Here is a 21570-nt window from a genome sequence, read left to right as displayed (position 1 = left end):
CGGCGCGGAAAATCGTGCACAAATCCCTCAGGAAGGTGACGTGGGGGCGTCGGCGATCTTGACCAGCTGGACTTCGGGGCGGTCCGGCACCTGATCGGTCAGGAACCAGCGGAACGCCAGGTTGCCCTGCGGATAGTCCAGCGTCGTCAGCGAATTCGGGTGTGCAGTGGTGCCGCGCGACAGGACGACCGTCACCGTGCCGTCGGAGTTGGGCACCGCGCTGTAGCCGTTCAGGGAGCTGCGGGCGTCACTGGCGCCGGGGGTGGCCATGAACTGGTTCCACACCACCAGGTTCCAGAACCGGCAGGCCGGCGGACGGTGGGTGATGACGAGCGCTTCGTCCTCCGCGAGCACGAAGCTGCCGTACGAGTAGCAGGCGTCGCGCGCCGACCAGCCGAAGTTGGCGTCCGGTACCTGGTAGGGCGCGGCGAATTCATTGGCGCGATGGGCGGTTTCGTGTCCGAGGCTGGCTTCGTCGACGGCCCGCGTGCCCACCGGCATCGGCATGATGGCGAACAGCGTGCGGATCCAGGTGGCGCTGGACCGCAGCGCGGCGGCTGTCGCGGCGTCGCTGTGGCGGAACGGCTCCGGAGGATCGAGTGCCTCGATGTTCCAGGTGACCGGACGTCCCGTTGCCGGGTCGGCCTGGTAGTCGCGGGTGAGGAAGACGGCTGCGTCGGGCAGGGGGCCGAGCTCGAACGAGAAGTTGCCGTCGGCGTCGAATTCGATGTCGGTGTCACGGATTATCGCGACGACGCGGTTGGACCAGGCACCGGGCGAGGGCTCGTTGTACGCAGTCAGCGAGAGATAGACGCTGTCGCCCTTGTTGCCGAAGATCCGGTATTTGCGCTCCGGGTCCACCGGGCACATGTGGTAGTAGGCGTCGGTGTTGTCGCCGCCCCAGCGGCGGTCATGCCGGGTGGGGGTGTTGACGGCGACGAACTGCGGCCGCCCCGGCTCGGGGAACAGGTAGCAGTCGAGGGCGACGCCGAGTCCGGTCGCGAGCATGCGGTAACCGTCGGCGATCTGGCGGTCGTCGGTCACGGCGCGCGGACCCTCGAGAAAAGAGGTGTCGAGCTCGCGAAGGGTGTCGAGGAGTTCCCGCCATGCGGCAGCGGATTCGGTCATGCGCCAATACCTTTCAGGATCAGTGTGGTGTTGCGGTCTATCCAGTCGTCATCGGGGGCGGCGCTGCGGGTGAGGGCGGCGAGCAGGGCGATACCCGTGATGACCTCGGTCAGGTCGGTGGCGGTCACGTCGGCGCGGAGTTCACCGCGGGTGGCGGCGGCATCGAGGCGGGCATGCAGTCCGGGTCCGAGTACGTCGGCGAACCGGTCCAGCAGGGCGCTGTGCAGGGTGGCGTCGGCGGTCATCTCGCCGAGCAGTCCCGGGAGCGCGGCGCGGGCCGCGGGAGTGCTGAGGACCGCCACGGTGTCGCGGACCATCGCCCGTACATCGCCCGCGAGGGAGCCGGTATCCGGCAGGTCAGCGGCGATGCCTTCAGGGAATGCCGCCTCGTGGACGAGGTGGGCCTTGCTGGGCCAGCGCCGGTAGATCGCTGGCTTGCTGGTGCCGGCCTGCTTGGCGATGGCGTCCACCGACAGCGCGGCATAGCCGACTTCGCCGAGGAGTTTCACGGTCGCGTCCAGCACGGCGTCGTCGATGCGCCGATCACGAGGTCTACCAAGTTCTTTCGCCATTACGGAACTCATAGTAACATAATTGGTGTGACTGACACCACAGACGTTGTCCGGCTCGATGACCTGGCCCATCCCACCTTCACGGCCGAGGCTCAACAGTTCCGCGACATGATGACGATGATGGCGGCGGACTGTCCGCTCGATGCGGACGCACTGCACGCCAAGGCGAGCGCCGACACCGGGCTCGACGACTTCGGCCCCACCGACTACCGCGAACGCCTCGAGGTGCTGCTGGGCGCGCTCCGGCAGATCGACGGTTTCAACGGCCCGGGCGTGGTCAACTTCTACGGCCAGCTGCTGCAGCTGTTGAAGAACCGGCTGCTGCTGACCGATCTGTTGAAGCGGCACCCTGAGATTCACGACATCGAACTGCTGCCCCCGGTGGTCATCGTCGGCCTGCCGCGTACCGGGACCACACACCTGCACAACCTGCTGGCGGCCGCCGGAACCTTCCGGACCCTGCCCTACTGGGAGTCGATGGAGCCCTTCCCGCTGGCGTCCGAAGCCGGTATCGAGCCGGACCCGCGGCGCACGCGGATGGACGTGGCGGTCAACGTGATGAACATCGTCATGCCGCATTTCCCGCTGATGCACGAGATGACCACCGACCACGTGCACGAGGAAATCCAGTTGCTGGCCAACGACTTTTCCACGATGTACTTCGAGACGCTGGCCGATGTTCCCGCGTGGCGTGACTACTACGAATCCCATGATCAGACGCCGCACTACCGGCACATGGTGACGCAGCTCAAAGCCCTGCAGTACCTGCGCGGCGGCCGGCGCTGGCTGCTCAAGTCGCCGCAGCATCTCGAGCAACTGCCGGTGCTGAACGCCGAATTACCCGGTGTGGTAGGTGTTTTCACGCACCGCGATCCCGTACCGGTGGTGCTGTCGATGATCGCGATGCTCACCTACTCGGCGCGCATGCACCGCAGCCCGGTTCCCGTCGAGCACATCGCTTCGTACTGGGTGCAGCGGCTGGAGCACATGCTTGCCGCGCTGATCCGAGACCGGGAGGTCATCGGCCGGGACCGCTCCATCGACATCCGGTTCGATGATTTCATGGCCGACGATCTCGGCACCGCCGCGAGCGTCTTTGCTCTTGCCGAGGAACAACTTTCGGATACCGAGCGCAACGCGATGGCAGACTACCTGGCCGGTCATCAACGCGGCCGGCTGGGCCGGGTCGAGACGTCGTGCGAGATGTTCGGTCTCGACCCCGACGACCTCAAGGCCCGCTTCGCGCCCTACACGCAGCGCTTCCTGGGCTAGCTTTCCGCCGCTAGGACTGCGCCATCGCCGCCGGGTCGGCCAATGGCACGACCAGGTGCGAAGCGTGGACGCCGCCTTGGGAAATTCGATACGTCCCGCGCGCCAGGGCCGTCCGCTGCGGGCGGGTCGGCACCAGATGAGGGAAGTCGTACGTCGTCAGCGTCAGCCGCAGTCGGTGGCCCGGGGCGAGGAGCGCCGCGGTGGGAAACACCTCGATGTCGTACCGGGTCAGCTCACCGGGCACGACGGGCTCGGCGGCCGCCTTGGTGCTGATGTGTTGCGGCCGTAGCACGGTGCCGTCGGGCAGGAGCCAGCTCGCCTCGGGGTCGAGGGCACGATGCGAACCGAGGAGCGCCCCCTGCGTCAGCGGCCGGCTGACGCCATCGGGGGAGACGTCGTCCAGATGCGCCACCCACAGGGTCTCGGTGCGGTCGGCGGTGGCGAAGATCGTGAGGCCGACCGGACCGGCGAGCAGTTGTTCGGTATCGAACGCTTCGCTGGTGTAGGTCAGCGCGTCGCGCTGCAGCCGGGAGTTGTCCTGGTCGTACCGGACACTGCGGCCAGTCTGCGACACCATGAAGCTGCCCATGCCGAGGCTCCACTGCTCCAGGCTGCGCCCGGAAACCGGTCCGCGAGAAAGGTATTGGAGCGTGGCGATCGACTCGTCGGCCGACGGGGTGGCATGCAGGCCGCCGCCGAGACCCAGGTAGAGCCGCGTCGGGGTGGCCTCCGGGAACGGATAGGCGTTGGTGCGGAACCATTTAGGGCTGCCGATGGCCTGGAAGCGCACCGGCGCACCGGTGACGGCCGCGGTGTCGTCGTCCTTGAGCCAGTGGTTGAACCAGCGCAGCTGCAAGGCCTGCAGATGCTGACCATCGAGATCCGAGACGTGATACCAAGGGCCGGCCATCAACTGGAACTTGTCGGAGACGGGCTGATCGGCGGTCATGGCGGCGCCGGCAGGACGCCCGGCGAAAGTGTTCTGCAGCGCCGCGTAGTTCAAGGGCGCGCCGCGCTGGAAGGCGTCATGCCAGCCGGCCACCAGAAACACCGCGACACCGTTCTCGACGATCTTCGGCACCACATCCGCGGGACGCATGGTGTCCCAGAACGTGCCGTCGAATGCGGTGTCACCGCCGGCGATCGCGTCTTTTATCAGGCTCTTGAAATAGCTGCGCTGGTCGCGACCGCGCTGGCGCACCGCGGAAATACCACCGGCCCTTGGCCTTTCATGCCCACCGCGATGCGCGAACTCCAGCGCCGGGTTGATGACGTTCAGCAGCGAGTAGGTGGCGCCGTAGGCCCGGACCGTGCGCATGTGCGGGACGCCGCCCATGGTGACGACGTCGCGGTAGAAATCGTTGGCGGCCATCGCCGGGAAGATCGCCTTCAGCGGCGAGCCGGGACCCACCGCGGCGGCCGTCATGAGCTGGTTGATGGCCAGGTACGAGATGCCGAACATGCCGACACGGCCGTTCGAATTGGGCAGGGCGGCAGCCCAATTGACCAGGTCGACGCCGTCCTGCACCTGTTCCGGTCCGAGCATCTCGAAGGAGCCGCCCGACACGCCGGTACCCCGCACGTCGGCCATCACCTCGATGTAGCCACGCCGGATCAGGTACGGCGTTGCGCCACCACCGATCTGGGCGGCCGGCGGGGGTGCCTTCTTGCCGTACGGCGTCATCGACAGCAGCACCGGGAAGGGGCCGGAAGCGGGCTCGCCCGTCGTCGGGTCGGTCGGATAGTGGATATCCACCCGCAGCGAGATGCCGTCGCTCATCGGCACCGCCACGTTGTGGTGCACTCCGACGCCGTACTGCGCCGGCGGGGCTTCCCAGGCCGGCAACAGTGGTGATGGGCTGGTCTTGCGGGTGCGCGTGGCGGCCCAACCGGCTATGGCCTTGATTCGGGCCCCCACACCCGCTGTCTCGACATTCGTCTCCACGCCTCGACCGTACGCCGAACCCGAAAGAAGTTATTGCTTCGTGACGGAACCGTGTCAGGGCGCTCGGGGGTGTTCCCAGTCTCGGTCCGTAGCATCCGATCAGTGACCAGTAGTCCGTGTGAAAGAGACGACGCAGGTAAGGGCGTCGGCTGCATCTCGCGCCGACGCATGCTGAGAATGGCTGCCGCGGCGCCGGTTCTGGTCGGTATGCCCGCCGTTGTGTCGTCACTCACCGCGCCCGTGGCCAAAGCCGCTGGTCTGGCCGGCGCAGTCGTGTTCCTCGACCCGGGGCACAACGGGGCCAATGACTCGTCGATCAGCAAGCAGGTGCCCACCGGCCGCGGCGGCACCAAGGACTGCCAGACCAGTGGCACGTCCACGACGGCGGGCTTCCCCGAACACTCGTTCACCTGGAACGTCGTGCTGCTGATGCAGCAGCAGCTGGCGAACGCCGGCGTACAGGTCCACCTGTCGCGCAACAACGACAACGCTCTCGGTCCGTGTGTCGACCAGCGCGCCGAGATGGCGAACGCCCTACGGCCGAACGCGGTCGTGTCCGTCCACGCCGACGGGGGCCCCGCTGGCGGCCACGGGTTCCACGTCAACTACTCGGCGCCGCCGCTGAACCAGGTGCAGGCCGGGCCGTCGGTGCGTTTCGCCCAGATCATGCGCGACAAGATGGTGGCCGCGGGGCTGACGCCGGCGACCTACATCGGCAGCAACGGTCTGTACGGCCGGGCCGACCTGACAGGCCTGAATCTCGCTCAGTACCCGTCGATCCTGGTCGAGTGCGGCAACATGAAGAACCCGCAGGAGGGCGCGGCGATGGCCACCATGCAGGGGTGGCAGACCTACGCCAACGCCATCTGCCAGGGCATCGCGGCGTTCATCCAGGCCAGCTAGAGCTCGGCCAGCGCAACCCCGGTGACACCAGGACCCAGCTGTGTCAGCTCGCGGTCGGTCCCGTCGGCGAGGTTCACGACGCGGATGCCGCCGGTGCGCAGCTCGCTCACGTAGTAGGTCGTGTCATCGGCGGTGGTCAGACCGATCGCCTCCTGATAGCCGCGGGACACGATGTCGTAGGTCCCGACCGTGGGCTGGACCCGGCCGCGGTTGAGCGTGTTGCCGTTCGGTTCGGCGCCGCGGTCGGTCCAGACCAGGTTTCCGGATGCGTCGAGATCGAGGTCGATGGGCTCGGGCAGGTCCTGCCACAGCAACTCGATGTCCGCACGGCCCGCGGCGGTGTGCCCCACCGGGATGTCGGTGCGGCAGCGGAAGATTCGGCCCTGGCCGGCGTCGGATGCGCCCTTCTGCGTCCAGTAGACCAACTGCTGCACCGGGTCGACGGCGATGCCCACGCAGTGGTGCCGCGGGTCTTGCGCATCCGGACCGCTACCCGCCACCACCAGCGTCTCCAGGCTCGAGCCGTCCAGCCGGCAGCGCAGCACCTGCATGCCTTCGCGGTCGCACCAGTAGAGCAACCTCGCGTCGAAGTCGGCCGTCAGCTGCTTACCCGTGGTGAACGCGCCCCGCGGCACGATGGTCCGCCGGTCAGAACCGTCCAGGTTCACACGCTCGAGCGACCCGTTACGGGTGAAGAACGTCCGGCCGGTTTCGGGGTCGGGCGTGCCCATGTTCGTCCAGTAGATGTGGCCCCGGGCCTGATCGACGACGATGCCGTCGGGCGTCTCGTCGACATCGGCGACCAGCGTCCGGACCCGTGAACCGTCGAGGGACACGGCCAGGATCGCCCGCTTGGCGATGTGCAGAACCAATAGTTCGGTCATGCCACGGATTATTCAGCGGGGTCGCTAGCGTTGTGTGACCGGAACATTCATTGGAGGCTGATTGTGCACATTGATCTGACCGGCAAAACCGCCCTGGTAACCGGTTCCACGCAGGGCATCGGGCTGGCCATCGCCGAAGGGCTGGCCGCCAGCGGGGCCCGCGTCGCGGTGAACGGACGCAGCGAAGAACGCGTCCAAGCGGCCGTCGCCGAACTCACCGGCAAGGGATTCGCCGACGTCATCGGCGTCGCCGCCGACGTCACGACCGAGGACGGCGTCGCCCAACTCGTCCAACAACTTCCGGATGTCGACATCCTGGTGAACAACCTCGGCATCTTCGGGTCGACGCCGGCGCAGGAGATCACCGACGACGAATGGCGGCGGTACTTCGAGGTGAACGTGCTGTCTGCTGTGCGGCTCATCCGCACCTACCTCCCGGGGATGACGGAGCGCGGGTGGGGCCGCGCGATCCAGATCGCCAGCGACTCGGCGATCGTCATCCCGGAAGAGATGATCCACTACGGCACGTCCAAGACCGCGCTGCTCGCGGTGACCCGCGGTTTCGCCAAGGATGCGGCGGGTACCGGCGTGACGGTGAACTCGGTGATCGCGGGCCCGACGCATACCGGTGGCGTCGAGGACTTCGTCTATCAGCTGGTCGACAAGAACCTGCCGTGGGACGAGGCGCAGCGCGAGTTCATGATCAAATTCCGTCCACAATCGTTGCTGCGCAGGCTGATTGAGCCCGAGGAGATCGCCAACATGGTCGTGTACCTCAGCTCGGAGCAGTCGTCGGCCACCACCGGCGCCGCGGTGCGCGCCGACGGCGGTTACGTCGACTCGATCCTGCCCTGACGTGCGGGGGCGCGTCGTCATCGCCGGGCTGGGGGACAGCGGCATCCTCGCCGCTGTCCGCCTGGCCCCGCACGCCGACGTGGTCGGTATCTCGGTCAAGGACGGCCTGGTCAGCGGTCAGGAACTCGGCATGCGCGTCGCGCGGCCCGACGCCTGGGCGCGGGACTACTTCATCGGTTTCCGGAGATTCCGTGGCCTGGATTCGGTGCGGATCGTGCACGGGGCGCTGACGGGCGCCGACCTGGATGCCCGCACGGTCACGGTGGAGACGGCTGACGGTACCGAGACGGTCGAGCCGTTCGATGTGCTGGTGATCTCGACCGGAACGACCAACGGGTTCTGGCGCCGCCCGACGCTGCAGACCGCCGACGACGTCGCGGCGGATCTGCATGACACCCACGAACGCCTGGCACGGGCGCAGCGCATCGCCGTCGTGGGTGGCGGCGCCACGGCGGTGAGCAGTGCCGGGAACCTGGCACGCAGCTGGCCCGACAAGGTCGTCGACCTGTATTTCCCTGGCGCACAGATACTTCCGGGTTACCACGTCGGGACCCAGGTGCGGGTCGCGCAACGGTTGGCGGAACTCGGCGTCCGGCTGCATCTCGGGCACCGCGCTGTACTGCCGCCGAATCGCGACGAAATCACCGCTGGACCAATCGAATTCAGCACCGGCCAACCGGACGGGGAGGCCGATGCGGTGTTGTGGGCCGTCGGTCGGGTGCGGCCCAACACGGCGTGGTTGCCTACTGAGATCCTCGACGACGACGGCTTCGTCCGCGTCACCCCGGAGCTGACGGTGCCCGGGTATCCGGGTGTTTTCGCGGTCGGTGATGTCGCGGCCACCGATCCGTTGCGCACCTCGGCCCGTAACGGTGGCGGTGCGCTGGTGGCACGAAACGTCCTCGCCCAGTTGAGGTCCCGCAAGCTGCGCCGCTACCGGCCGCCGGCCGTGCGGTGGGGTTCGGTGCTCGGTCCGCAGCCCGACGGGCTGGAGGTGTTCACGCCGTGGGGACAGGCCGTCCGGTTCCCGGCGTGGACCGTCGACCGGGTGTTGCAGCGGTTCGTCGTGCGTCGTCAGCTGTATCGCGGCGTGCGGGATTGAGACCGTTCACCAGGTGTCGACGAAGCCCCGGCGCGGCGGCAGGCCCGCGGGTTCCGCGGTCGCCAGTGTCGCGGCGATCAGCGACCGGGTCTCGGCGGGGTCGATGACGTCGTCGATCTCGAACATCGAAGCCGAGTTGAGCGCGGCGGCGTTGGCCTGCGCGGCGGCGGTGGCATCCCGTACCGCCTGCTCGCGGGCCTCGTCATCGGCGATGGCCTCGAGCTCCTTGCGCAGCCCGAGCCGCACGGCACCCTCGAGTCCCATCGGTCCGAGGTGTGCGCCCGGCCAGGCCACGGTCAGCAGTGGCTCATGCAGGCTGCCGCCGCACATCGCCTGTGCGCCAAGGCCGTAACCGCGACGCAGAATCACCGCGATCAGCGGGACGCGCAGGGCCGCGCCGGCGACCAGCAGCCGCGATCCGCGCCGAACCAGTGCTTCGGCCTCGGCCGCCGGTCCCACCATGAATCCGGGGCAGTCCACGAGGGACACCACGGGAATCCCGAAGGCATCGCAGAGCTGCAGGAAGCGGGCCGCCTTGTCGGACGCCGCCGCGGTGATGGCACCGGCCATGACCATGGTGTTGTTGGCCAGCACCCCGACCGGCCGGCCCTCGATCCGGGCCAGCGCGGTCACCAACTCCGGGGCGAACTTCTGCCGCAGGAAGGTGACAGAGCCTTCGTCGGCGAGCGTCTCGAAGATCGGCGCGACCTGATACGCGCGGCGGGCGCGCTCGGGAACGATTGTGCGCAAGGCGGTTTGGTCCGGCGCGGTGCCGGGTGTGGTGGGTCCGCGGAAGTAGCCGAGCAGCCGGCGGGCGACCGAGACCGCGGCGGCCTCGTCGGGCACCACCACGTCGACGACGCCGTTGGGCGCCTGCACCGAGATCGGGCCGACGGCATCCGGCGCGATGTCGCCGAGTCCGCCGCCGGCGATCATCGCCGGGCCACCCATGCCGATCGACGTGTCCTCGGTCGCCACGATCAGATCCGAACAGCCCGCGATCACCGCATTGCCCGCGAAGCAGCGGCCCTTGACCACCGCGATCCGCGGTACGACGCCCGACAGGCCGGCCCACAGCGCAAAGGCGCGGACGTCCAGTGACGACACGGTCGGATGATCGGTGTCACCGGGGCGTCCACCGCCACCCTCGGCGAAGAACACCGTGGGCAGCTTCATCCGCTCGATCAGTTCGAACAGCCGGTCCTTCTTGAGGTGCCCGAGGGCGCCCTGGGTACCGGCCAGCACGGTGTAGTCGTACGACAACACCGCACACGGGTGGCCGTCGACGTGGGCCGTGCCGGCGACGAGGCCGTCGGCGGGAGTGCGCGCGATCAGATCGTCGAGCTCCCGGCGAGCCCGTTGGGCGGCGATGGCGAACCGGCCGTACTCGACGAAGCTGCCGTCGTCGACCAGGTCGTGGATGTTCTCGCGGGCCGTCCGTCCGCCGGCGTCATGTCGGCGCTGGACGGCGTCCGGTCGGGCGGCATCCTCGGTGAGCGCGCGGCGGCGCAGGAGCTCGATGTGGTCGTCGCGGAACGGTACTTCGGGCATTGGGCCGGGCATGGGGACAGCCTGCCAGGCGCCCTGCGCGGGGGTGCGGCATGATCGGTCCATGCAATCGACTGCAACCACCACTGTTGCCCGCCCGATCGACGTTGTTTGGGCGACCCTGATCGACCACGAAGGCATGGCCAACTGGGGTCCCGGCATCAGCGTGACCATCGACCAGCCCGGCACCCCCGCACCCAACGGCCTGGGCGCGGTCCGCCGCATCTCGGCCCCCGGGCCGGCGCCGGCGATCGTCGAAGAGGTCGTGACGTTCGACGCCCCCAACGTGTTCGGCTACAAGGCCCGTTCCGGCGTGCCGTTCCCGGGCTACGCGGGCGAGGTGCGGCTGACCCCCGAGGGCACGGGCACGCGCATCGACTACTCGCTGACCTCGACGGCGTCGTTCCCGCCGGTGAAACTGGCGCTGATCGCCATCAACCAGGTGCTGCTGCGCCTGTTCGCGAAGGCCGCGTCGAAGGCGTAGTCGGTACTCCGGATCGCACAGGTCGTCTGGAGAGCTGCCGCGGCGGCGAAAGTACGCGGCTTCAGTGAGAACGTGCTCGTGCCAATGTGGTTGAACTCAGGTACCTTCTGCGGCCGTCAGCGGTCCCTGAGTTCAACAATCACCGGCAGATCGCCATCGCGTATGAGCCCACGTACTTTTCGCCGCTACGCGGACCGGCGAATCTCCCGGGCGATCGTGTCGAGCAGCGCCGGGTACCGGTTGGCCTCGGGATGCCCACCGGGCTTGCCGCTGCTGACCACGGCAGCGGCAAGGTTCCGGGCCGGGTCGGCCCACACCGCGATGTTGGTGAGCCCGGTGTGCCCGAAGGCGGCCGGTGCGTCCCGGCCGAACGGGCCGAATCGCTTGGAGCCCAACATGTATCCGGTGCCCCAGCGCATCGGCTGAAGTCCCACCGCGATGTCGGGCCGCAGGCGGCGGCACGGGGCGGTCGCGGCGCGCAGCGTTTCCGGCCGCAGCACCCTAACCCCGTCGAGTTCCCCACCGCGACACAGCATCTCAGCGAATCGGGAGAGCTCGACGGCGTTGGAGACCGTGCTCGACGACGGCACCACGCTGGTCAGGAAATCCGGGGTGTTGCTGAACGGGATGATCTGGTTCGGGGTGCCGCCGACGGCCTTCTTGAACGCCGCCGCCATGGGCGCCGGCAGCGGCTTGCCGGTCACGTGGCTCGGCGCGACCAGCGGAACGTCTTCGGGCGCAACACCGTAATTGGTCCAGCGGAAGCTAAGCGGCTCGAGGATCTCGGTGGCCAGGATGTCCCGGATGTTGCGACCCGTTGCGGCCGAGACGATTTCGCGGATCAGTGGGCCCCAGGTCAGGCCGTGATACATGTGGACCAGGCCCGGCCGGTAGATCGGCCGCAGCTTGCCCAGCATCTCGCGGGCGTACTCGCTGTCGTTCATCCGCTTGAGGTCCGGCCGCGGCCCGGTGGCCAGCGGCACCCCGGCGCTGTGGGTGACGACGTGCCGCACGGTGGTGCGGTCCTTGCCGTGGCTGGTGTACGTCGGCAGGTAATCACAGACGCGGGCGTCGAGGTCGAGCTCGCCGCGTTCGACGAGCATGTGCACCACGGTCGTGCTGATCGCCTTGGCGGCCGAGTAGACGCAGAACGGGGTGTCGACGCCGACGGGGATCTTGTCGGCGTCAGCCGGGTCGTCGGGCCCGTTGCCCCAGCCGTGGCCGATCGCGCGGTTGAGCACCACCCGACCGTTCTGGCGCAGGCAGACCTGGATGGCCGGGTGCATCCCGGCCGCGTACCAGTGCCGTGCCGCCTGCCAAATGCGTTCCACCGCCAGCGGATCGACGTCGGTGTGGTCTTCTGTGCCGGTGGCCGTGACCGAGTCGAGGTCGGTGGGGACCCGAATCCGGCCGGTCTGTGGTTCCGTCATGCGTCCTTCCGATGCAGCACAGCCGCGAGGTGGTGCCGCAGTGGGATGCCCACGGCGGCCATGCGGACGTTGTAGCTCAAGGTGTCTCCGTCGAGCCGGAACCAACGACGCAGGGCGTCAACCTCTTTCGCGGAGTCGGTGCGCCCGATGTCGGTGGTGGCGAGGTCGAGCACGAACTCACCGTCGGTGCTGATCGTGCCTTGCAGGACCTCGGTGATGCCGGTGGGATGCGCGAGCACCCATTCGATGCGACCGGGCGCGGGCACCCGGAGATAGCCGGTCTCGGCGTGCAGGGGACGTCCGTCATCGGCGGCGCGGGTGCGCTGGCTGTAAGCCAGGAACGGCTTGCCGACATGTCCGAACGTGACCTCTTCGAGGTAGTCGAACGAAGCGATGGTCGGGTATTCACCGGAACCGGTGCCGGCCCAGGTGCCCAGCAGCGGCGCCAGGACCGCGACGTCGGGGTGCAGATCGGGCATGCCGGCTACTTCGTCCCGACGGTCAGCAGGTCGGACACGATGAGCGTCCACGCCGGCCGCTTCACCCGGTGCTGCTCGGACACCGTGAACCCGGCGTCCTCGAAGAGCTTCTTCATCTCCGCGGGGGACGGATTGTGGGCGGGGTTCAGGATGTGCGACGACAGCGCGTGCAGCGGCAGCACCTGCCGCGGGCTGATGGTGGTGACGGCCGCGATACCGCCCGGCTTGAGCACCCGATGGAACTCACGCAACGCGGCGGGCTGATCGAACCAGTGGAACGCCGACGTCGTCACCACCGCGTCCAGGGCGCCATCGTTGAACGGCAGGTCCTCGGCAGGCGCGGTGAGCCAGGTGACGTTCGACGACCGCGCCTTGGCCTGCGCCAGCATGCCCTCGGACATGTCGACACCGGTGACGACGGCATTGAGCTCACGTTGGATCCGGTCGGCGAAAATACCGGTGCCACAGCCGATATCGGCGATGGTCAGGGAGTCGTGTGCCCGCAGCTGTGCCAGGACCTCGTCCTGGGCAGGTTGGTAGACCCAGCGCTGCAGCACCTGGGTGTCGTAGGCGGGAGCGGCGAAGCCCCAGAAACGGGTGACGGCGTCATTGAATCCCCGGCGTTGAACCATGCGCTTCAGCCTAGGCGGCGAATTCCGGCGCGGATCGTCAGCCGGGTGCCAGGCCCAGCGGCAACGCGGCGAATGCGCACACGATCGCCACGAACGCCGCGCGCGACGGCGGTGGTCGGTCGAGTTCCGGACGGCCGCGCAGGTAAAGCAGAAACACGACGGTGACGTTGAAGGCGATCAGCAGCATCCACCGAATCCAGTCGAATGCGGTCACGAATATCGGCAGATACAGCGCCAGCGCAAGGACCGCGGCGGCCCGGCGATCCCGGAATTCGCCCAGGAAGTCGCGGATCGGCACACCGGCGACGAACTGGACCGCCGCGAGGCAGGCCACCAGACCGATCAGGCCGACCGTCAGCGAGGTCGCCATCTGGCCGGCGCCCCGCGCAGCGACCGTGTGAATTTCGTCGAGGACGCTGTGTTGGTACGTGTTGAGGTACGACCGGCAGGCCCAGTCGTGGAAGTCGCGTGTCGGCAATCGGCCGGTCCGGGCGAAGTTCTGGAAATCGTGAAAGCTCGCCATCATGCGCATGGGCCGGTGGGGTGTCGTCGCGCACAGCCGGTCGGCCACCCCGCGCCGGGTGAGTGCCGTGATGAGGCCGGCCACCGCGAGTCCCGGGAGTACCGCCAACGCCGCGCAGCGCCCGCGTCTCGCGGCGGTGAGTCCGTGCGCCGGCGCATAGATCGCGAGGACGGCACCCAGCGCGAATTCGAGGGGAATCGCGTCGTGCATCAACGCCAGGACCGCGGTGAGCAATCCGTACGCCGCGCACGACACCGCCGGGCGGGTGCCCACACCGAGTGCGAGGGCGACCACCGCCGCCGCGCCGAGGAGGTCCGGCCGCGCCGAGAACACCGCGAACGGCACACCGAACGGCAACACGGGCACCAGCAACGCCAGCATGACCCGGCGTTCCGAGCGGCCCGTGCGCACGATTGCGCCGGCAATGGCGGCCAGGGCAGACAGGTACAGCGCGGTGATGGCCCAACGCGCGGCGCCGGCCCGCCCGAAGAATGCCGCGTCGTCGCCCGGACCGAAGAGCTCCCCGGCGAGTCCACGCCGGATGAAACCGAACCGGTAGTCCGCGAGGTAATACGAGACGAGGTAGTGGTCGACGGAATGCAGTGCGACGGCCAGCCAGAGGACGCCTGCGGCCCACACGGCGATGCCAGTGCCGGTGGCCAGATAGAGGGCAGAGCGGCTGGGGCGCACGGCCAGACCCTACTGGCGGATACGCTGCCGCTTTATGAGTTCTACTGCGCTCAGCTGGATTGCCCAGCTCCTGGACTTCGCGCGCGACGGTGACACCTTCATCGCACCGCAGCCCACCGAGGGGCCCGGCCGGTCCCTGTTCGGCGGACTGATCGCCGCTCAGGCGCTCGGTGCGGCGGGCCGCACCGTCGAACCCGACAAGCTGCCGCAGTCGCTGCACCTGTACTTCGTCCGCGGCGGACAGTACGGCGTCGACGTGGAGTTTCACGTGGAACGGACCCGAGACGGCCGGTCCTTCGACACCCGGCGCGTCACCGCGAAGCAGAACGGCAAGACGATCCTCGAGATGATCGCGTCGTTCCATGTGCCCGAACCCGGCGCCGACTGGCAGCGCCCCGAGGTGCGCGGCCTCGAGCTCGACGCCGCGGTGTCCAAGGCGACGAGCCTCACCGCCGCCGACTTCTTCGATATCCGGGTGCGGCCGGAAGACGTGGGTGCGTTCGCCGTGCCGCCGTTCTGGATCCGCACCAAAGACGAGATCGAGGACGATGCACTGATCCGGGCGTGCACGCTGACCTTCATGTCGGACTTCGGGCCGGTGCCCGTCGCGCGGCCCGACGGTGCGAGCCTGCGTGACGGTTTCGCGGCCAGCCTGGATCACGCGGTGTGGTTCCACCGGCCGTTCGTGCCGCGTGACTGGCACCGGTACGAGGTCACCCGACTGAACAACACCGACTCCCGCGGGCTGGTCGCCGGAGCCCTGTATGACACTGGTGGGGTGCTGATCGCCAGCACCAGCCAGGAAGCCCTGTGGCGGCTGTAGTCCCGGAAGATCACGCTCACTGATGACCGTCCCGACGCCGACCTGCTATCGGCATCCCAGCCGCCCGACGTACGTCAGCTGCAGCCGGTGCGGCCGCCCGATCTGCCCGGACTGCATGACCGCAGCCGCCGTGGGCCAGCAGTGCCCGGAGTGCGTCAACGAAGGCAAGCAGTCGGTGCGGCAGGCCCGGACCCACTTCGGCGGCCGCATCTCCAAGGGTTCGCTGGTCACCTACACGCTGATCGCGGTCAACGTGGTGATGTTCGTGCTGCAGCACACCTCGGTGCAGATGCAGCAGGATCTGGTGCTGTGGCCGCCCGCCGTCGCCGACGGCCAGTACTACCGGCTGGCGTCGTCGGCCTTCCTGCACTACGGCCTGGCCCACATCGTGTTCAACATGTGGGCGTTGTGGGCCGTCGGCCCGCAGCTCGAGCAGTGGCTGGGCCGGTTGCGATTCGGCGTGCTGTACGGCCTGAGCGGCCTCGGCGGCTCGGTGCTGGTGTACCTGCTGTCGCCACTGAACTCGGCGACAGCAGGTGCCTCGGGTGCGATCTTCGGTCTCTTCGGCGCGACGTTCGTGTTGTTCCGCCGGCTGCAGCTCGACGTCCGCGGCATCGTCGGCCTGATCGTCATCAACCTCGTGATCACCTTCGTGCTGCCCGCCGTCAGCGCGCAGGCGATCAGTTGGCAGGGGCACGTCGGCGGGTTGGTCACCGGCACCGTGGTGGCGGCGGTCTTCGCGTATGTGCCTGCGCGGCAACGACTCCTGGCGCTGATCGCGGTGACGGCGGTGCTGTTGGTCCTGTTCGCCGGGCTGACGATGTGGCGGACCCAGGCGCTGCTGACGATGTTCAGCTGATCCCGGGGTAGGGGAGCAGCGCCATCTCACGGGCGTTCTTGATCGCGGTGGCGACCTGTCGCTGCTGCTGCACCGTCAGGCCCGTCACGCGGCGGGACCGGATCTTGCCGCGCTCGGAGATGAACAACCGCAGGTTGTTGGTGTCCTTGTAGTCGAGGTGGTCCACGCCGAGCTTGGCCAGCATGTTCTTCACTGGTCGCTTGGCCTCGGCGGCGGGGCGTCGGGTGGGTTTGCGCTTGGTCGCCATCACCAGCTCGCTTTCCGGATGCCGGGCAGCTGTCCTTCGTGGGCCAGCTCGCGCACCCGGACCCGCGACAGGCCGAACTTGCGCAGGTGGCCGCGCGGCCGGCCGTCGACGGCGTCGCGGTTGCGCACCCGCACCGGGCTGGCATCGCGCGGCTGGCGGGCGAGTTCGGCCATGGCGGCCGACTGTTCGTCGGCAGTGCTCGCCGGGGACTTGATGATGGCCTTGAGCTCGGCCCGGCGCTCGGCGTGGCGGGCGACGAGCAGCCGGCGCTGCTCGTTCTTGGCGATCTTGGATTTCTTGGCCATGCTCAGCGCTCCTCTCGGAAGTCGACGTGTTTGCGGATGATGGGGTCATACTTGCGCAGCACCATGCGGTCGGGATCGTTGCGCCGGTTCTTGCGGGTGACGTAGGTGTAGCCGGTGCCCGCGGTGGACTTGAGCTTCACCACGGGGCGGATATCGGTGCGGGACATCTAGATTCGCACCCCGTCCCGGCGCAGCCGCGCCACCACGGCTTCGATGCCGTCGCGGTCGATCACCTTGATGCCCTTGGCGCTGACCTGGAGCCGGATGCGCCGGCCTTCCGAGGGCAAGTAGTAGGTCTTGCTCTGGATGTTGGGGTTCCACCGGCGCGAGGTGCGCCGGTTCGAGTGCGAAACCGTGTTGCCGAAACCGGGCTCGCGCCCGGTGACCTGGCAGTGCGCTGACATGTGTCCGCCCTATCGTTAATGAAAATCGTTTTCGACAAGTGTCGGTTGCCACTGTAGCGTGATGGCCGACGGAACTGAAAATGATTGTCGATAAGGGGTTGGCGATGCGGACGCCGGTGATCATCGTGGCTGGTCAGGGACCGACCGGTTACGTGACCGAAGAACTACTGAAGGCGCCGGGCACGGTGCTGGTCGAGCACCAATTCGACGGTCACGTCGTGCGCCGTCGTACCGTCACCGCGCCGCACGGCATCGTCAACGAAACCGTGGCGGCGCTCGAACTGGCCCACGGCTGCGTGTCCTGCACCGTCCGTAATGACCTGCTGATCTACTTACGCCTGCTGCATCGGCGCGATGACGTCAACCGCATCGTCGTCCACCTGGAGCCGTGGATGGAACCCGAGCCGATCTGCTGGGCCATCAACCATGTTCGAGTTCGGGTGGGTCCGGGATACATCGACGGACCGGCTGCCCGCGACGTCGTGATCGCGGGCGTGGTGACGTGCATCGAAGCCGGCGACTGGCTCACCGACGCGCTGGGTGACGACGAACTGCCCGACGGCCGGACCGTCGCGCAGGTGGCAGTGGGGCAGGCCGAATTCGCCGACGTCCTCGTCGTGACCCACGCCGAACCCGTGCTGCTCGCGGTATGCCGCCGGCTGGCGCCGCGGGCACAGCTCGTCACCGGGCCCGACCTGGTCGAGGACGCGCTGCGCGCGCTGTGGCCCGACGCCCGGCTGGGGCGCGCCGACGAGCCGCACGGGCCGCTGCTCGCGGGACAACCCAGCCTGAAACCTGAAGGGCCCGTTCAGATTGTCGAGTTCAACGCGCGGCGGCCGTTCCACCCCGAGCGTCTGCACGACGCCATCGATCACCTCCTGGACGGCGTGATCCGGACGCGAGGCCGGATGTGGCTCGCGAACCGGCCCGGCCACGTCATGTGGCTGGAGTCGGCCGGCGGTGGCCTGCGCGTCAGCAACGCCGGCCGCTGGATCGCCGCGATGACCGTCAGTGAGGCGGCCTACGTGGACCGCGAACGTCGTGCGCTGGCAGACCTGATGTGGGACAACGAATTCGGTGACCGGCACACCGCGATGACGATCCTGGTGTGCGGCGCCCGTCCTGGCGATGTGACCGCTGCGCTGAACGACGCCCTGCTCACCGACGAGGAATTCGCGGCACGCGACACGTGGGCCGGCTACTCGGACCCGTTCGGGGACTGGCACCAGGAACCGTGCACCCGCGACGACGTCACCGTCGTCAGTGACGGCACCGATCACGGCGCGGCGTGACGGGTTCTGGACTCGATAGCCAAACGCCTTGGTAACGAGGCGATCACGCCGCGCGTTGGTCGAACGGCCCGGCGCGGCGCGGCGTTAGTTTTCACTCGTGTTGGCGACTCTTGGCAAGAATTACGGCGCGAAACTGCGGCGGCTCGCGGTGGCGGCTGTCGCTGCCCTGACGGTTCCGGCAATGGCGATGCCCGCGGTGGCCCCGCAGGCGCATGCGGCCGCGAAAGCGGTTGAGGTGCTGAACATTCCGTCACCCGCGATGGGACGCGACATCAAGGTCCAGTTCCAGGGCGGCGGACCGCACGCGGTGTATCTGCTCGACGGCCTGCGCGCCCAGGACGACGCGAGCGGCTGGGACATCAACACCGCCGCGTTCGAGTGGTACTACCAGTCCGGCGTCTCGATGGTGATGCCGGTCGGCGGGCAGTCCAGCTTCTACAGCGACTGGTACCAGCCGGCCACCAACAACAATGGCGTCATCACCTACAAGTGGGAGACGTTCCTGACCCAGGAGCTGCCGGCCTGGCTGGCCGCCAACCGGGGCGTGCAGCCGACCGGCAACGCCGTCGTCGGCCTGTCGATGTCGGGCGGCTCGGCGCTGACGCTCGCGATCTGGCACCCGGCACAGTTCATCTTCGCGGGCTCGCTCTCGGGCTTCCTCAACCCGTCCCAGGGTCTGTGGCCCACGCTGATCGGCTTCGCCATGAAGGACGCCGGCGGTTTCAACCCGACCCAGATGTGGGGTATCGCCAGCGACCCGGCCTGGAAGCGCAACGACCCGACCGTCAACGTCCGGCAGCTGGTGGCCAACAACACCGCCGTCTGGGTGTACTGCGGCAACGGCACGCCGTCCGACCTCGACACCCCGGGCGACCTGGGCATCCTCTACAGCGCCCAGTTCCTGGAGAACCTGACCATCAGCTCCAACCGGGACTTCCAGAAGGTGTACCAGCAGGCCGGTGGCCGCAACGCGGTCTTCAACTTCCCGAAGGACGGCACCCACAGCTGGGGTTACTGGGGCCAGCAGCTGCAGGCCATGAAGCCGGACCTGCTGCGCGTGCTGGGCGTGGGCGCTCCGGTGCCGCCGCCGGCCCCGGCGCCCGCTCCAGCTCCGGTGCCCGCGCCGGCCGTCGCTCCGGTCGCACTGCCGGCCCCCGCTCCCGTCGCGGCCGCGGTACCCGCAGCGGTTCCGGTGGCCGTGCCCGCGGCGGTTCCGGCAGCGGTGCCCGCCGCGGCACCAGCCGCGGTTCCGGCGCCGGTGGCACCCGCTCCGGCCGCCACCGGCGGACTGGTACTCGCGCCGACGGGCTGATTCGGCAAGACTCAGGGGTCGGATTCGACACCTGAAAGGGGCGGGACAGCCGTGCAGACCACGATCATCCACGGGCCGGGCGATATTCGATTCGAGGAGCGCCCCGATCCGACGATTCAGTCACCGGGCGATGCGGTGGTCCGCGTGGTGCGGACCTGCGTGTGCGGTTCGGACCTCTGGCCGTACCGCGGGGTGCGTCCGACGCCTGCGCCGCATCCGATCGGCCACGAGTTCATCGGGGTCGTGGAAGCTGTCGGCGCCGAGGTCAGGGATGTGCGCGTCGGGGACTTCGTCATCTCGCCGTTCACCGACAGTGACGGCACCTGCGTGCACTGTCGCAACGGCATCACCACCTCGTGCGTCAACTTCGGGGTGTGGGGCGGCACCGCCAAGACCGGTGAGGCGCTCGACGGGGCGCAGGGCCAGTACGTGCGGGTGCCCTTCGCCGACGGCACCCTGGTCAAGGTGCCGGAATCGCCTGACGCAGAACTGCTCCCGCACCTGCTGACCCTGGCCGACGTCATGTCCACCGGCCACCACGCCGCCCGGTCGGGGAACGTGCACGCCGGTGCGACCGTGGTCGTCGTGGGTGACGGCGCCGTCGGGCTGTGTGCGGTGCTGGCCTCGAAACGTCTTGGTGCGGAACGGATCATCGCGATGTCGCGGCACGAAGACCGGCAGAAACTGGCCCGGGCCTTCGGTGCCACGGACATCGTCGCCGAACGCGGTGATGACGGGATCGCGGCCATCGAGGAACTGCTCGGGGGCGTCGGCGCCGACTGCGTGCTCGAGTGCGTCGGCACCAAGGATTCGATGCACCAGGCACTCGGGGCGGTCCGTCCCGGTGGGTCGCTGGGGTTCGTCGGGGTGCCGGCCGGCGCCCCCGAACTGCCGATGCAGCAACTGTTCAGCACCAACATCCACGTCGCCGGCGGTATCGCGCCCGTCCGCCCGTACCTGGATGAACTGCTGCCCGATGTGCTGTCCGGCGCCATCGAACCCGGCCGGGTGTTCGACCTGTCCCTGCCGCTGGCTCAAGTCGCCGACGCCTACACGGCGATGGATCAGCGCACGGCCATCAAAGTGATTCTCGAACCCTGATCACGCCGGCCGGACCAGATGGTCCTCGCCGCCGACGTACACGGTGTCACGCAGGTCGCGTCCGGTGGCGGCGACGGTGATGGCGGACGCGAACTCCTCGATGGTCGGCAGCGGTCCCCGGCTGCGGCGCGCGCCGACCGCTTCGGGATCGCGGCGCTCGTACAACCTGGCGATGATCGTGCCCTCGATCATGTCGCCCGAGACGATGGTGAATCCGATTCGGCACCGGTCGAATTCGGGGCGGAGAGCCCGCAGCGCGTCTTCGCCGGCGCGCTTGCTGGCGGCGATCGGGGCGTAGGCGTCGGGCACCGGCAGGTGCGGGTAGCAGTGGGCCTCGTGGCTGGTGACGAACACGATCTGCGCGCCGGCGGGCATCAGGGGCAGCGCGAGGTCGACGAGCCGCAGCTGGGCGTCGCGGTTGAGGCGCATCGCGTAGTCGGGCGCGGCGCCGAACTCCAGGCCGCCCGACGCGTTGAGCACCAGCATGTCCAGGCGCCCGAACCGGCTGTCGATCCGGTCGATCATGGCCTTGGCCGCGGCAGCGTCGGACACGTCGGCGCCGATCGCGGAGGCCTGGCCGCCGGCGGCCCGGATGCCGTCGACGACGGTGTTGGCGCGTTTGGCCTTCTCGCGGTAGTTCACCAGGACGTGGGTGTCCGGCGCGGCGAGCTGCTGGGCCACGGCGGCGCCGATGCCGCGGGAAGCGCCGGTGACGAGAGCGATCCTGGTGTGCATGGCATCGACCGTACCCCAAGTCTAAGAAAAATAAGAGATGTTTAA

The 21570-nt window shown here is 68.5% G+C and carries 24 protein-coding genes; 10 read left to right on the top strand and 14 right to left on the bottom strand.

Annotated features, from left to right (window positions below):
• Positions 1-27: 27 nt before the first annotated feature.
• A complete protein-coding gene (locus tag VXD91_RS10135) occupies positions 28-1128 on the bottom strand; it encodes a DUF1214 domain-containing protein (RefSeq protein ID WP_346415305.1) in 1101 nt (366 codons plus the stop codon).
• Positions 1125-1700: a TetR/AcrR family transcriptional regulator gene (locus VXD91_RS10130; RefSeq protein ID WP_346415349.1), complete on the bottom strand. Its 576-nt coding sequence runs from the start codon at positions 1698-1700 to the stop codon at positions 1125-1127. The genes VXD91_RS10135 and VXD91_RS10130 overlap by 4 nt, the downstream gene beginning before the upstream one ends.
• 108 nt (positions 1701-1808) lie before the next feature.
• Here VXD91_RS10130 and VXD91_RS10125 point away from each other — a divergent pair, with 108 nt between their 5' ends.
• On the top strand, positions 1809-2972 hold the full coding sequence (locus tag VXD91_RS10125; RefSeq protein ID WP_346415348.1) for a sulfotransferase: 1164 nt from the start codon (positions 1809-1811) through the stop codon (positions 2970-2972).
• Positions 2973-2982: 10 nt separating this feature from the next.
• On the opposite strand, the gene VXD91_RS10120 is transcribed toward VXD91_RS10125, so the two are convergent.
• Positions 2983-4752: a CocE/NonD family hydrolase gene (locus VXD91_RS10120; protein WP_346415347.1), complete on the bottom strand. Its 1770-nt coding sequence runs from the start codon at positions 4750-4752 to the stop codon at positions 2983-2985.
• A 372-nt stretch (positions 4753-5124) separates the two neighbouring features.
• Between VXD91_RS10120 and VXD91_RS10115 the strand changes: the two genes are divergently transcribed.
• On the top strand, positions 5125-5820 hold the full coding sequence (locus VXD91_RS10115; protein WP_318984290.1) for an Rv3717 family N-acetylmuramoyl-L-alanine amidase: 696 nt from the start codon (positions 5125-5127) through the stop codon (positions 5818-5820).
• Here the strand turns inward: VXD91_RS10115 and VXD91_RS10110 are convergent.
• On the bottom strand, positions 5817-6704 hold the full coding sequence (locus tag VXD91_RS10110) for a hypothetical protein (protein WP_212807670.1): 888 nt from the start codon (positions 6702-6704) through the stop codon (positions 5817-5819). The two genes, VXD91_RS10115 and VXD91_RS10110, sit on opposite strands and share 4 nt — an antisense overlap.
• 63 nt (positions 6705-6767) lie before the next feature.
• Between VXD91_RS10110 and VXD91_RS10105 the strand changes: the two genes are divergently transcribed.
• Positions 6768-7559, top strand: a complete 792-nt coding sequence (locus tag VXD91_RS10105; protein WP_212807669.1) for an SDR family oxidoreductase — start codon at positions 6768-6770, stop codon at positions 7557-7559.
• Position 7560: 1 nt separating this feature from the next.
• Entirely contained in the window at positions 7561-8661 is a 1101-nt protein-coding gene (locus tag VXD91_RS10100; protein WP_212807668.1) for an FAD-dependent oxidoreductase, read from the top strand.
• Between the two features lie 6 nt (positions 8662-8667).
• Here VXD91_RS10100 and VXD91_RS10095 read toward each other — a convergent pair whose 3' ends face one another.
• The gene (locus VXD91_RS10095; protein ID WP_346415346.1) at positions 8668-10212 is read right to left on the bottom strand and encodes a carboxyl transferase domain-containing protein; all 1545 of its coding nucleotides are present in this window, start codon (positions 10210-10212) and stop codon (positions 8668-8670) included.
• A gap of 61 nt (positions 10213-10273) precedes the next feature.
• Here VXD91_RS10095 and VXD91_RS10090 point away from each other — a divergent pair, with 61 nt between their 5' ends.
• Entirely contained in the window at positions 10274-10693 is a 420-nt protein-coding gene (locus VXD91_RS10090; RefSeq protein ID WP_318984041.1) for an SRPBCC family protein, read from the top strand.
• 185 nt (positions 10694-10878) lie between these two features.
• Here VXD91_RS10090 and lipE read toward each other — a convergent pair whose 3' ends face one another.
• From lipE to VXD91_RS10070, 4 genes are read right to left on the bottom strand one after another with little or no spacing between them, the layout of a single operon-like run.
• The gene (gene lipE, locus VXD91_RS10085) at positions 10879-12123 is read right to left on the bottom strand and encodes a lipase LipE (RefSeq protein ID WP_346415303.1); all 1245 of its coding nucleotides are present in this window, start codon (positions 12121-12123) and stop codon (positions 10879-10881) included.
• Positions 12120-12602: a peroxynitrite isomerase gene (locus VXD91_RS10080; RefSeq protein ID WP_029119203.1), complete on the bottom strand. Its 483-nt coding sequence runs from the start codon at positions 12600-12602 to the stop codon at positions 12120-12122. Before VXD91_RS10080 ends, lipE begins: the two co-directional genes overlap by 4 nt.
• Positions 12603-12607: 5 nt before the next feature.
• Positions 12608-13234: a class I SAM-dependent methyltransferase gene (locus tag VXD91_RS10075; RefSeq protein ID WP_029119202.1), complete on the bottom strand. Its 627-nt coding sequence runs from the start codon at positions 13232-13234 to the stop codon at positions 12608-12610.
• A gap of 37 nt (positions 13235-13271) precedes the next feature.
• The gene (locus VXD91_RS10070; RefSeq protein WP_346415302.1) at positions 13272-14447 is read right to left on the bottom strand and encodes a hypothetical protein; all 1176 of its coding nucleotides are present in this window, start codon (positions 14445-14447) and stop codon (positions 13272-13274) included.
• Between the two features lie 34 nt (positions 14448-14481).
• On the opposite strand from VXD91_RS10070, the gene VXD91_RS10065 reads away from it, so the two are divergent.
• Together VXD91_RS10065 and VXD91_RS10060 are read left to right on the top strand one after the other, a co-directional pair.
• On the top strand, positions 14482-15270 hold the full coding sequence (locus VXD91_RS10065) for an acyl-CoA thioesterase domain-containing protein (RefSeq protein ID WP_346415301.1): 789 nt from the start codon (positions 14482-14484) through the stop codon (positions 15268-15270).
• A 22-nt stretch (positions 15271-15292) separates the two neighbouring features.
• Positions 15293-16129 carry a rhomboid family intramembrane serine protease gene (locus tag VXD91_RS10060; RefSeq protein ID WP_346415300.1) on the top strand — a complete coding sequence of 279 codons (837 nt, stop codon included), beginning with the start codon at positions 15293-15295 and terminating at the stop codon, positions 16127-16129.
• On the opposite strand, the gene rpsR is transcribed toward VXD91_RS10060, so the two are convergent.
• Genes rpsR through rpmB form a run of 4 tightly spaced genes read right to left on the bottom strand, consistent with a single transcriptional unit; the run spans position 16122 to position 17085 of the window.
• The gene (gene rpsR, locus VXD91_RS10055) at positions 16122-16376 is read right to left on the bottom strand and encodes a 30S ribosomal protein S18 (protein WP_318984036.1); all 255 of its coding nucleotides are present in this window, start codon (positions 16374-16376) and stop codon (positions 16122-16124) included. The genes VXD91_RS10060 and rpsR overlap by 8 nt on opposite strands.
• Entirely contained in the window at positions 16376-16681 is a 306-nt protein-coding gene (rpsN, locus tag VXD91_RS10050) for a 30S ribosomal protein S14 (RefSeq protein WP_346415299.1), read from the bottom strand. Before rpsN ends, rpsR begins: the two co-directional genes overlap by 1 nt.
• Positions 16682-16683: 2 nt before the next feature.
• A complete protein-coding gene (gene rpmG, locus VXD91_RS10045) occupies positions 16684-16848 on the bottom strand; it encodes a 50S ribosomal protein L33 (protein WP_020099644.1) in 165 nt (54 codons plus the stop codon).
• Complete coding sequence (gene rpmB / locus VXD91_RS10040; protein ID WP_061010101.1) at positions 16849-17085, bottom strand: 50S ribosomal protein L28; 237 nt, start codon at positions 17083-17085, stop codon at positions 16849-16851.
• A gap of 104 nt (positions 17086-17189) precedes the next feature.
• Between rpmB and VXD91_RS10035 the strand changes: the two genes are divergently transcribed.
• From VXD91_RS10035 to VXD91_RS10025, 3 genes are all read left to right on the top strand, one after another.
• Positions 17190-18377, top strand: a complete 1188-nt coding sequence (locus VXD91_RS10035; protein ID WP_346415345.1) for a GTP-binding protein — start codon at positions 17190-17192, stop codon at positions 18375-18377.
• Positions 18378-18558: 181 nt separating this feature from the next.
• Positions 18559-19689 carry an alpha/beta hydrolase family protein gene (locus VXD91_RS10030; RefSeq protein ID WP_346415344.1) on the top strand — a complete coding sequence of 377 codons (1131 nt, stop codon included), beginning with the start codon at positions 18559-18561 and terminating at the stop codon, positions 19687-19689.
• A gap of 51 nt (positions 19690-19740) precedes the next feature.
• On the top strand, positions 19741-20790 hold the full coding sequence (locus VXD91_RS10025) for a zinc-dependent alcohol dehydrogenase family protein (protein WP_318984034.1): 1050 nt from the start codon (positions 19741-19743) through the stop codon (positions 20788-20790).
• On the opposite strand, the gene VXD91_RS10020 is transcribed toward VXD91_RS10025, so the two are convergent.
• Complete coding sequence (locus tag VXD91_RS10020) at positions 20791-21525, bottom strand: SDR family oxidoreductase (protein ID WP_318984033.1); 735 nt, start codon at positions 21523-21525, stop codon at positions 20791-20793.
• Positions 21526-21570: the final 45 nt, after the last annotated feature.

This window comes from Mycobacterium sp. SM3041 (assembly GCF_039668335.1).
In the GTDB taxonomy this organism is placed as follows: domain Bacteria; phylum Actinomycetota; class Actinomycetes; order Mycobacteriales; family Mycobacteriaceae; genus Mycobacterium.
The sequence above is the reverse complement of the archived record's forward strand: the minus strand, read 5'-3'. Positions and strand labels throughout refer to the sequence as shown.

What these genes read in the sequence shown, in the direction of transcription:
- VXD91_RS10135 (WP_346415305.1), bottom strand. Translation starts at nt 1,128, where the DNA reads ATGACCGAATCCGCTGCCGCATGGCGGGAACTCCTCGACACCCTTCGC.
- VXD91_RS10130 (WP_346415349.1), bottom strand. Translation starts at nt 1,700, where the DNA reads ATGGCGAAAGAACTTGGTAGACCTCGTGATCGGCGCATCGACGACGCC.
- VXD91_RS10125 (WP_346415348.1), top strand. Translation starts at nt 1,809, where the DNA reads ATGATGACGATGATGGCGGCGGACTGTCCGCTCGATGCGGACGCACTG.
- VXD91_RS10120 (WP_346415347.1), bottom strand. Translation starts at nt 4,752, where the DNA reads ATGAGCGACGGCATCTCGCTGCGGGTGGATATCCACTATCCGACCGAC.
- VXD91_RS10115 (WP_318984290.1), top strand. Translation starts at nt 5,125, where the DNA reads ATGCCCGCCGTTGTGTCGTCACTCACCGCGCCCGTGGCCAAAGCCGCT.
- VXD91_RS10110 (WP_212807670.1), bottom strand. Translation starts at nt 6,704, where the DNA reads ATGACCGAACTATTGGTTCTGCACATCGCCAAGCGGGCGATCCTGGCC.
- VXD91_RS10095 (WP_346415346.1), bottom strand. Translation starts at nt 10,212, where the DNA reads ATGCCCGAAGTACCGTTCCGCGACGACCACATCGAGCTCCTGCGCCGC.
- VXD91_RS10090 (WP_318984041.1), top strand. Translation starts at nt 10,274, where the DNA reads ATGCAATCGACTGCAACCACCACTGTTGCCCGCCCGATCGACGTTGTT.
- lipE (WP_346415303.1), bottom strand. Translation starts at nt 12,123, where the DNA reads ATGACGGAACCACAGACCGGCCGGATTCGGGTCCCCACCGACCTCGAC.
- VXD91_RS10080 (WP_029119203.1), bottom strand. Translation starts at nt 12,602, where the DNA reads ATGCCCGATCTGCACCCCGACGTCGCGGTCCTGGCGCCGCTGCTGGGC.
- VXD91_RS10075 (WP_029119202.1), bottom strand. Translation starts at nt 13,234, where the DNA reads ATGGTTCAACGCCGGGGATTCAATGACGCCGTCACCCGTTTCTGGGGC.
- VXD91_RS10065 (WP_346415301.1), top strand. Translation starts at nt 14,482, where the DNA reads ATGAGTTCTACTGCGCTCAGCTGGATTGCCCAGCTCCTGGACTTCGCG.
- VXD91_RS10060 (WP_346415300.1), top strand. Translation starts at nt 15,293, where the DNA reads ATGACCGTCCCGACGCCGACCTGCTATCGGCATCCCAGCCGCCCGACG.
- rpsR (WP_318984036.1), bottom strand. Translation starts at nt 16,376, where the DNA reads ATGGCGACCAAGCGCAAACCCACCCGACGCCCCGCCGCCGAGGCCAAG.
- rpsN (WP_346415299.1), bottom strand. Translation starts at nt 16,681, where the DNA reads ATGGCCAAGAAATCCAAGATCGCCAAGAACGAGCAGCGCCGGCTGCTC.
- rpmG (WP_020099644.1), bottom strand. Translation starts at nt 16,848, where the DNA reads ATGTCCCGCACCGATATCCGCCCCGTGGTGAAGCTCAAGTCCACCGCG.
- rpmB (WP_061010101.1), bottom strand. Translation starts at nt 17,085, where the DNA reads ATGTCAGCGCACTGCCAGGTCACCGGGCGCGAGCCCGGTTTCGGCAAC.
- VXD91_RS10035 (WP_346415345.1), top strand. Translation starts at nt 17,190, where the DNA reads ATGCGGACGCCGGTGATCATCGTGGCTGGTCAGGGACCGACCGGTTAC.
- VXD91_RS10030 (WP_346415344.1), top strand. Translation starts at nt 18,559, where the DNA reads ATGGCGATGCCCGCGGTGGCCCCGCAGGCGCATGCGGCCGCGAAAGCG.
- VXD91_RS10020 (WP_318984033.1), bottom strand. Translation starts at nt 21,525, where the DNA reads ATGCACACCAGGATCGCTCTCGTCACCGGCGCTTCCCGCGGCATCGGC.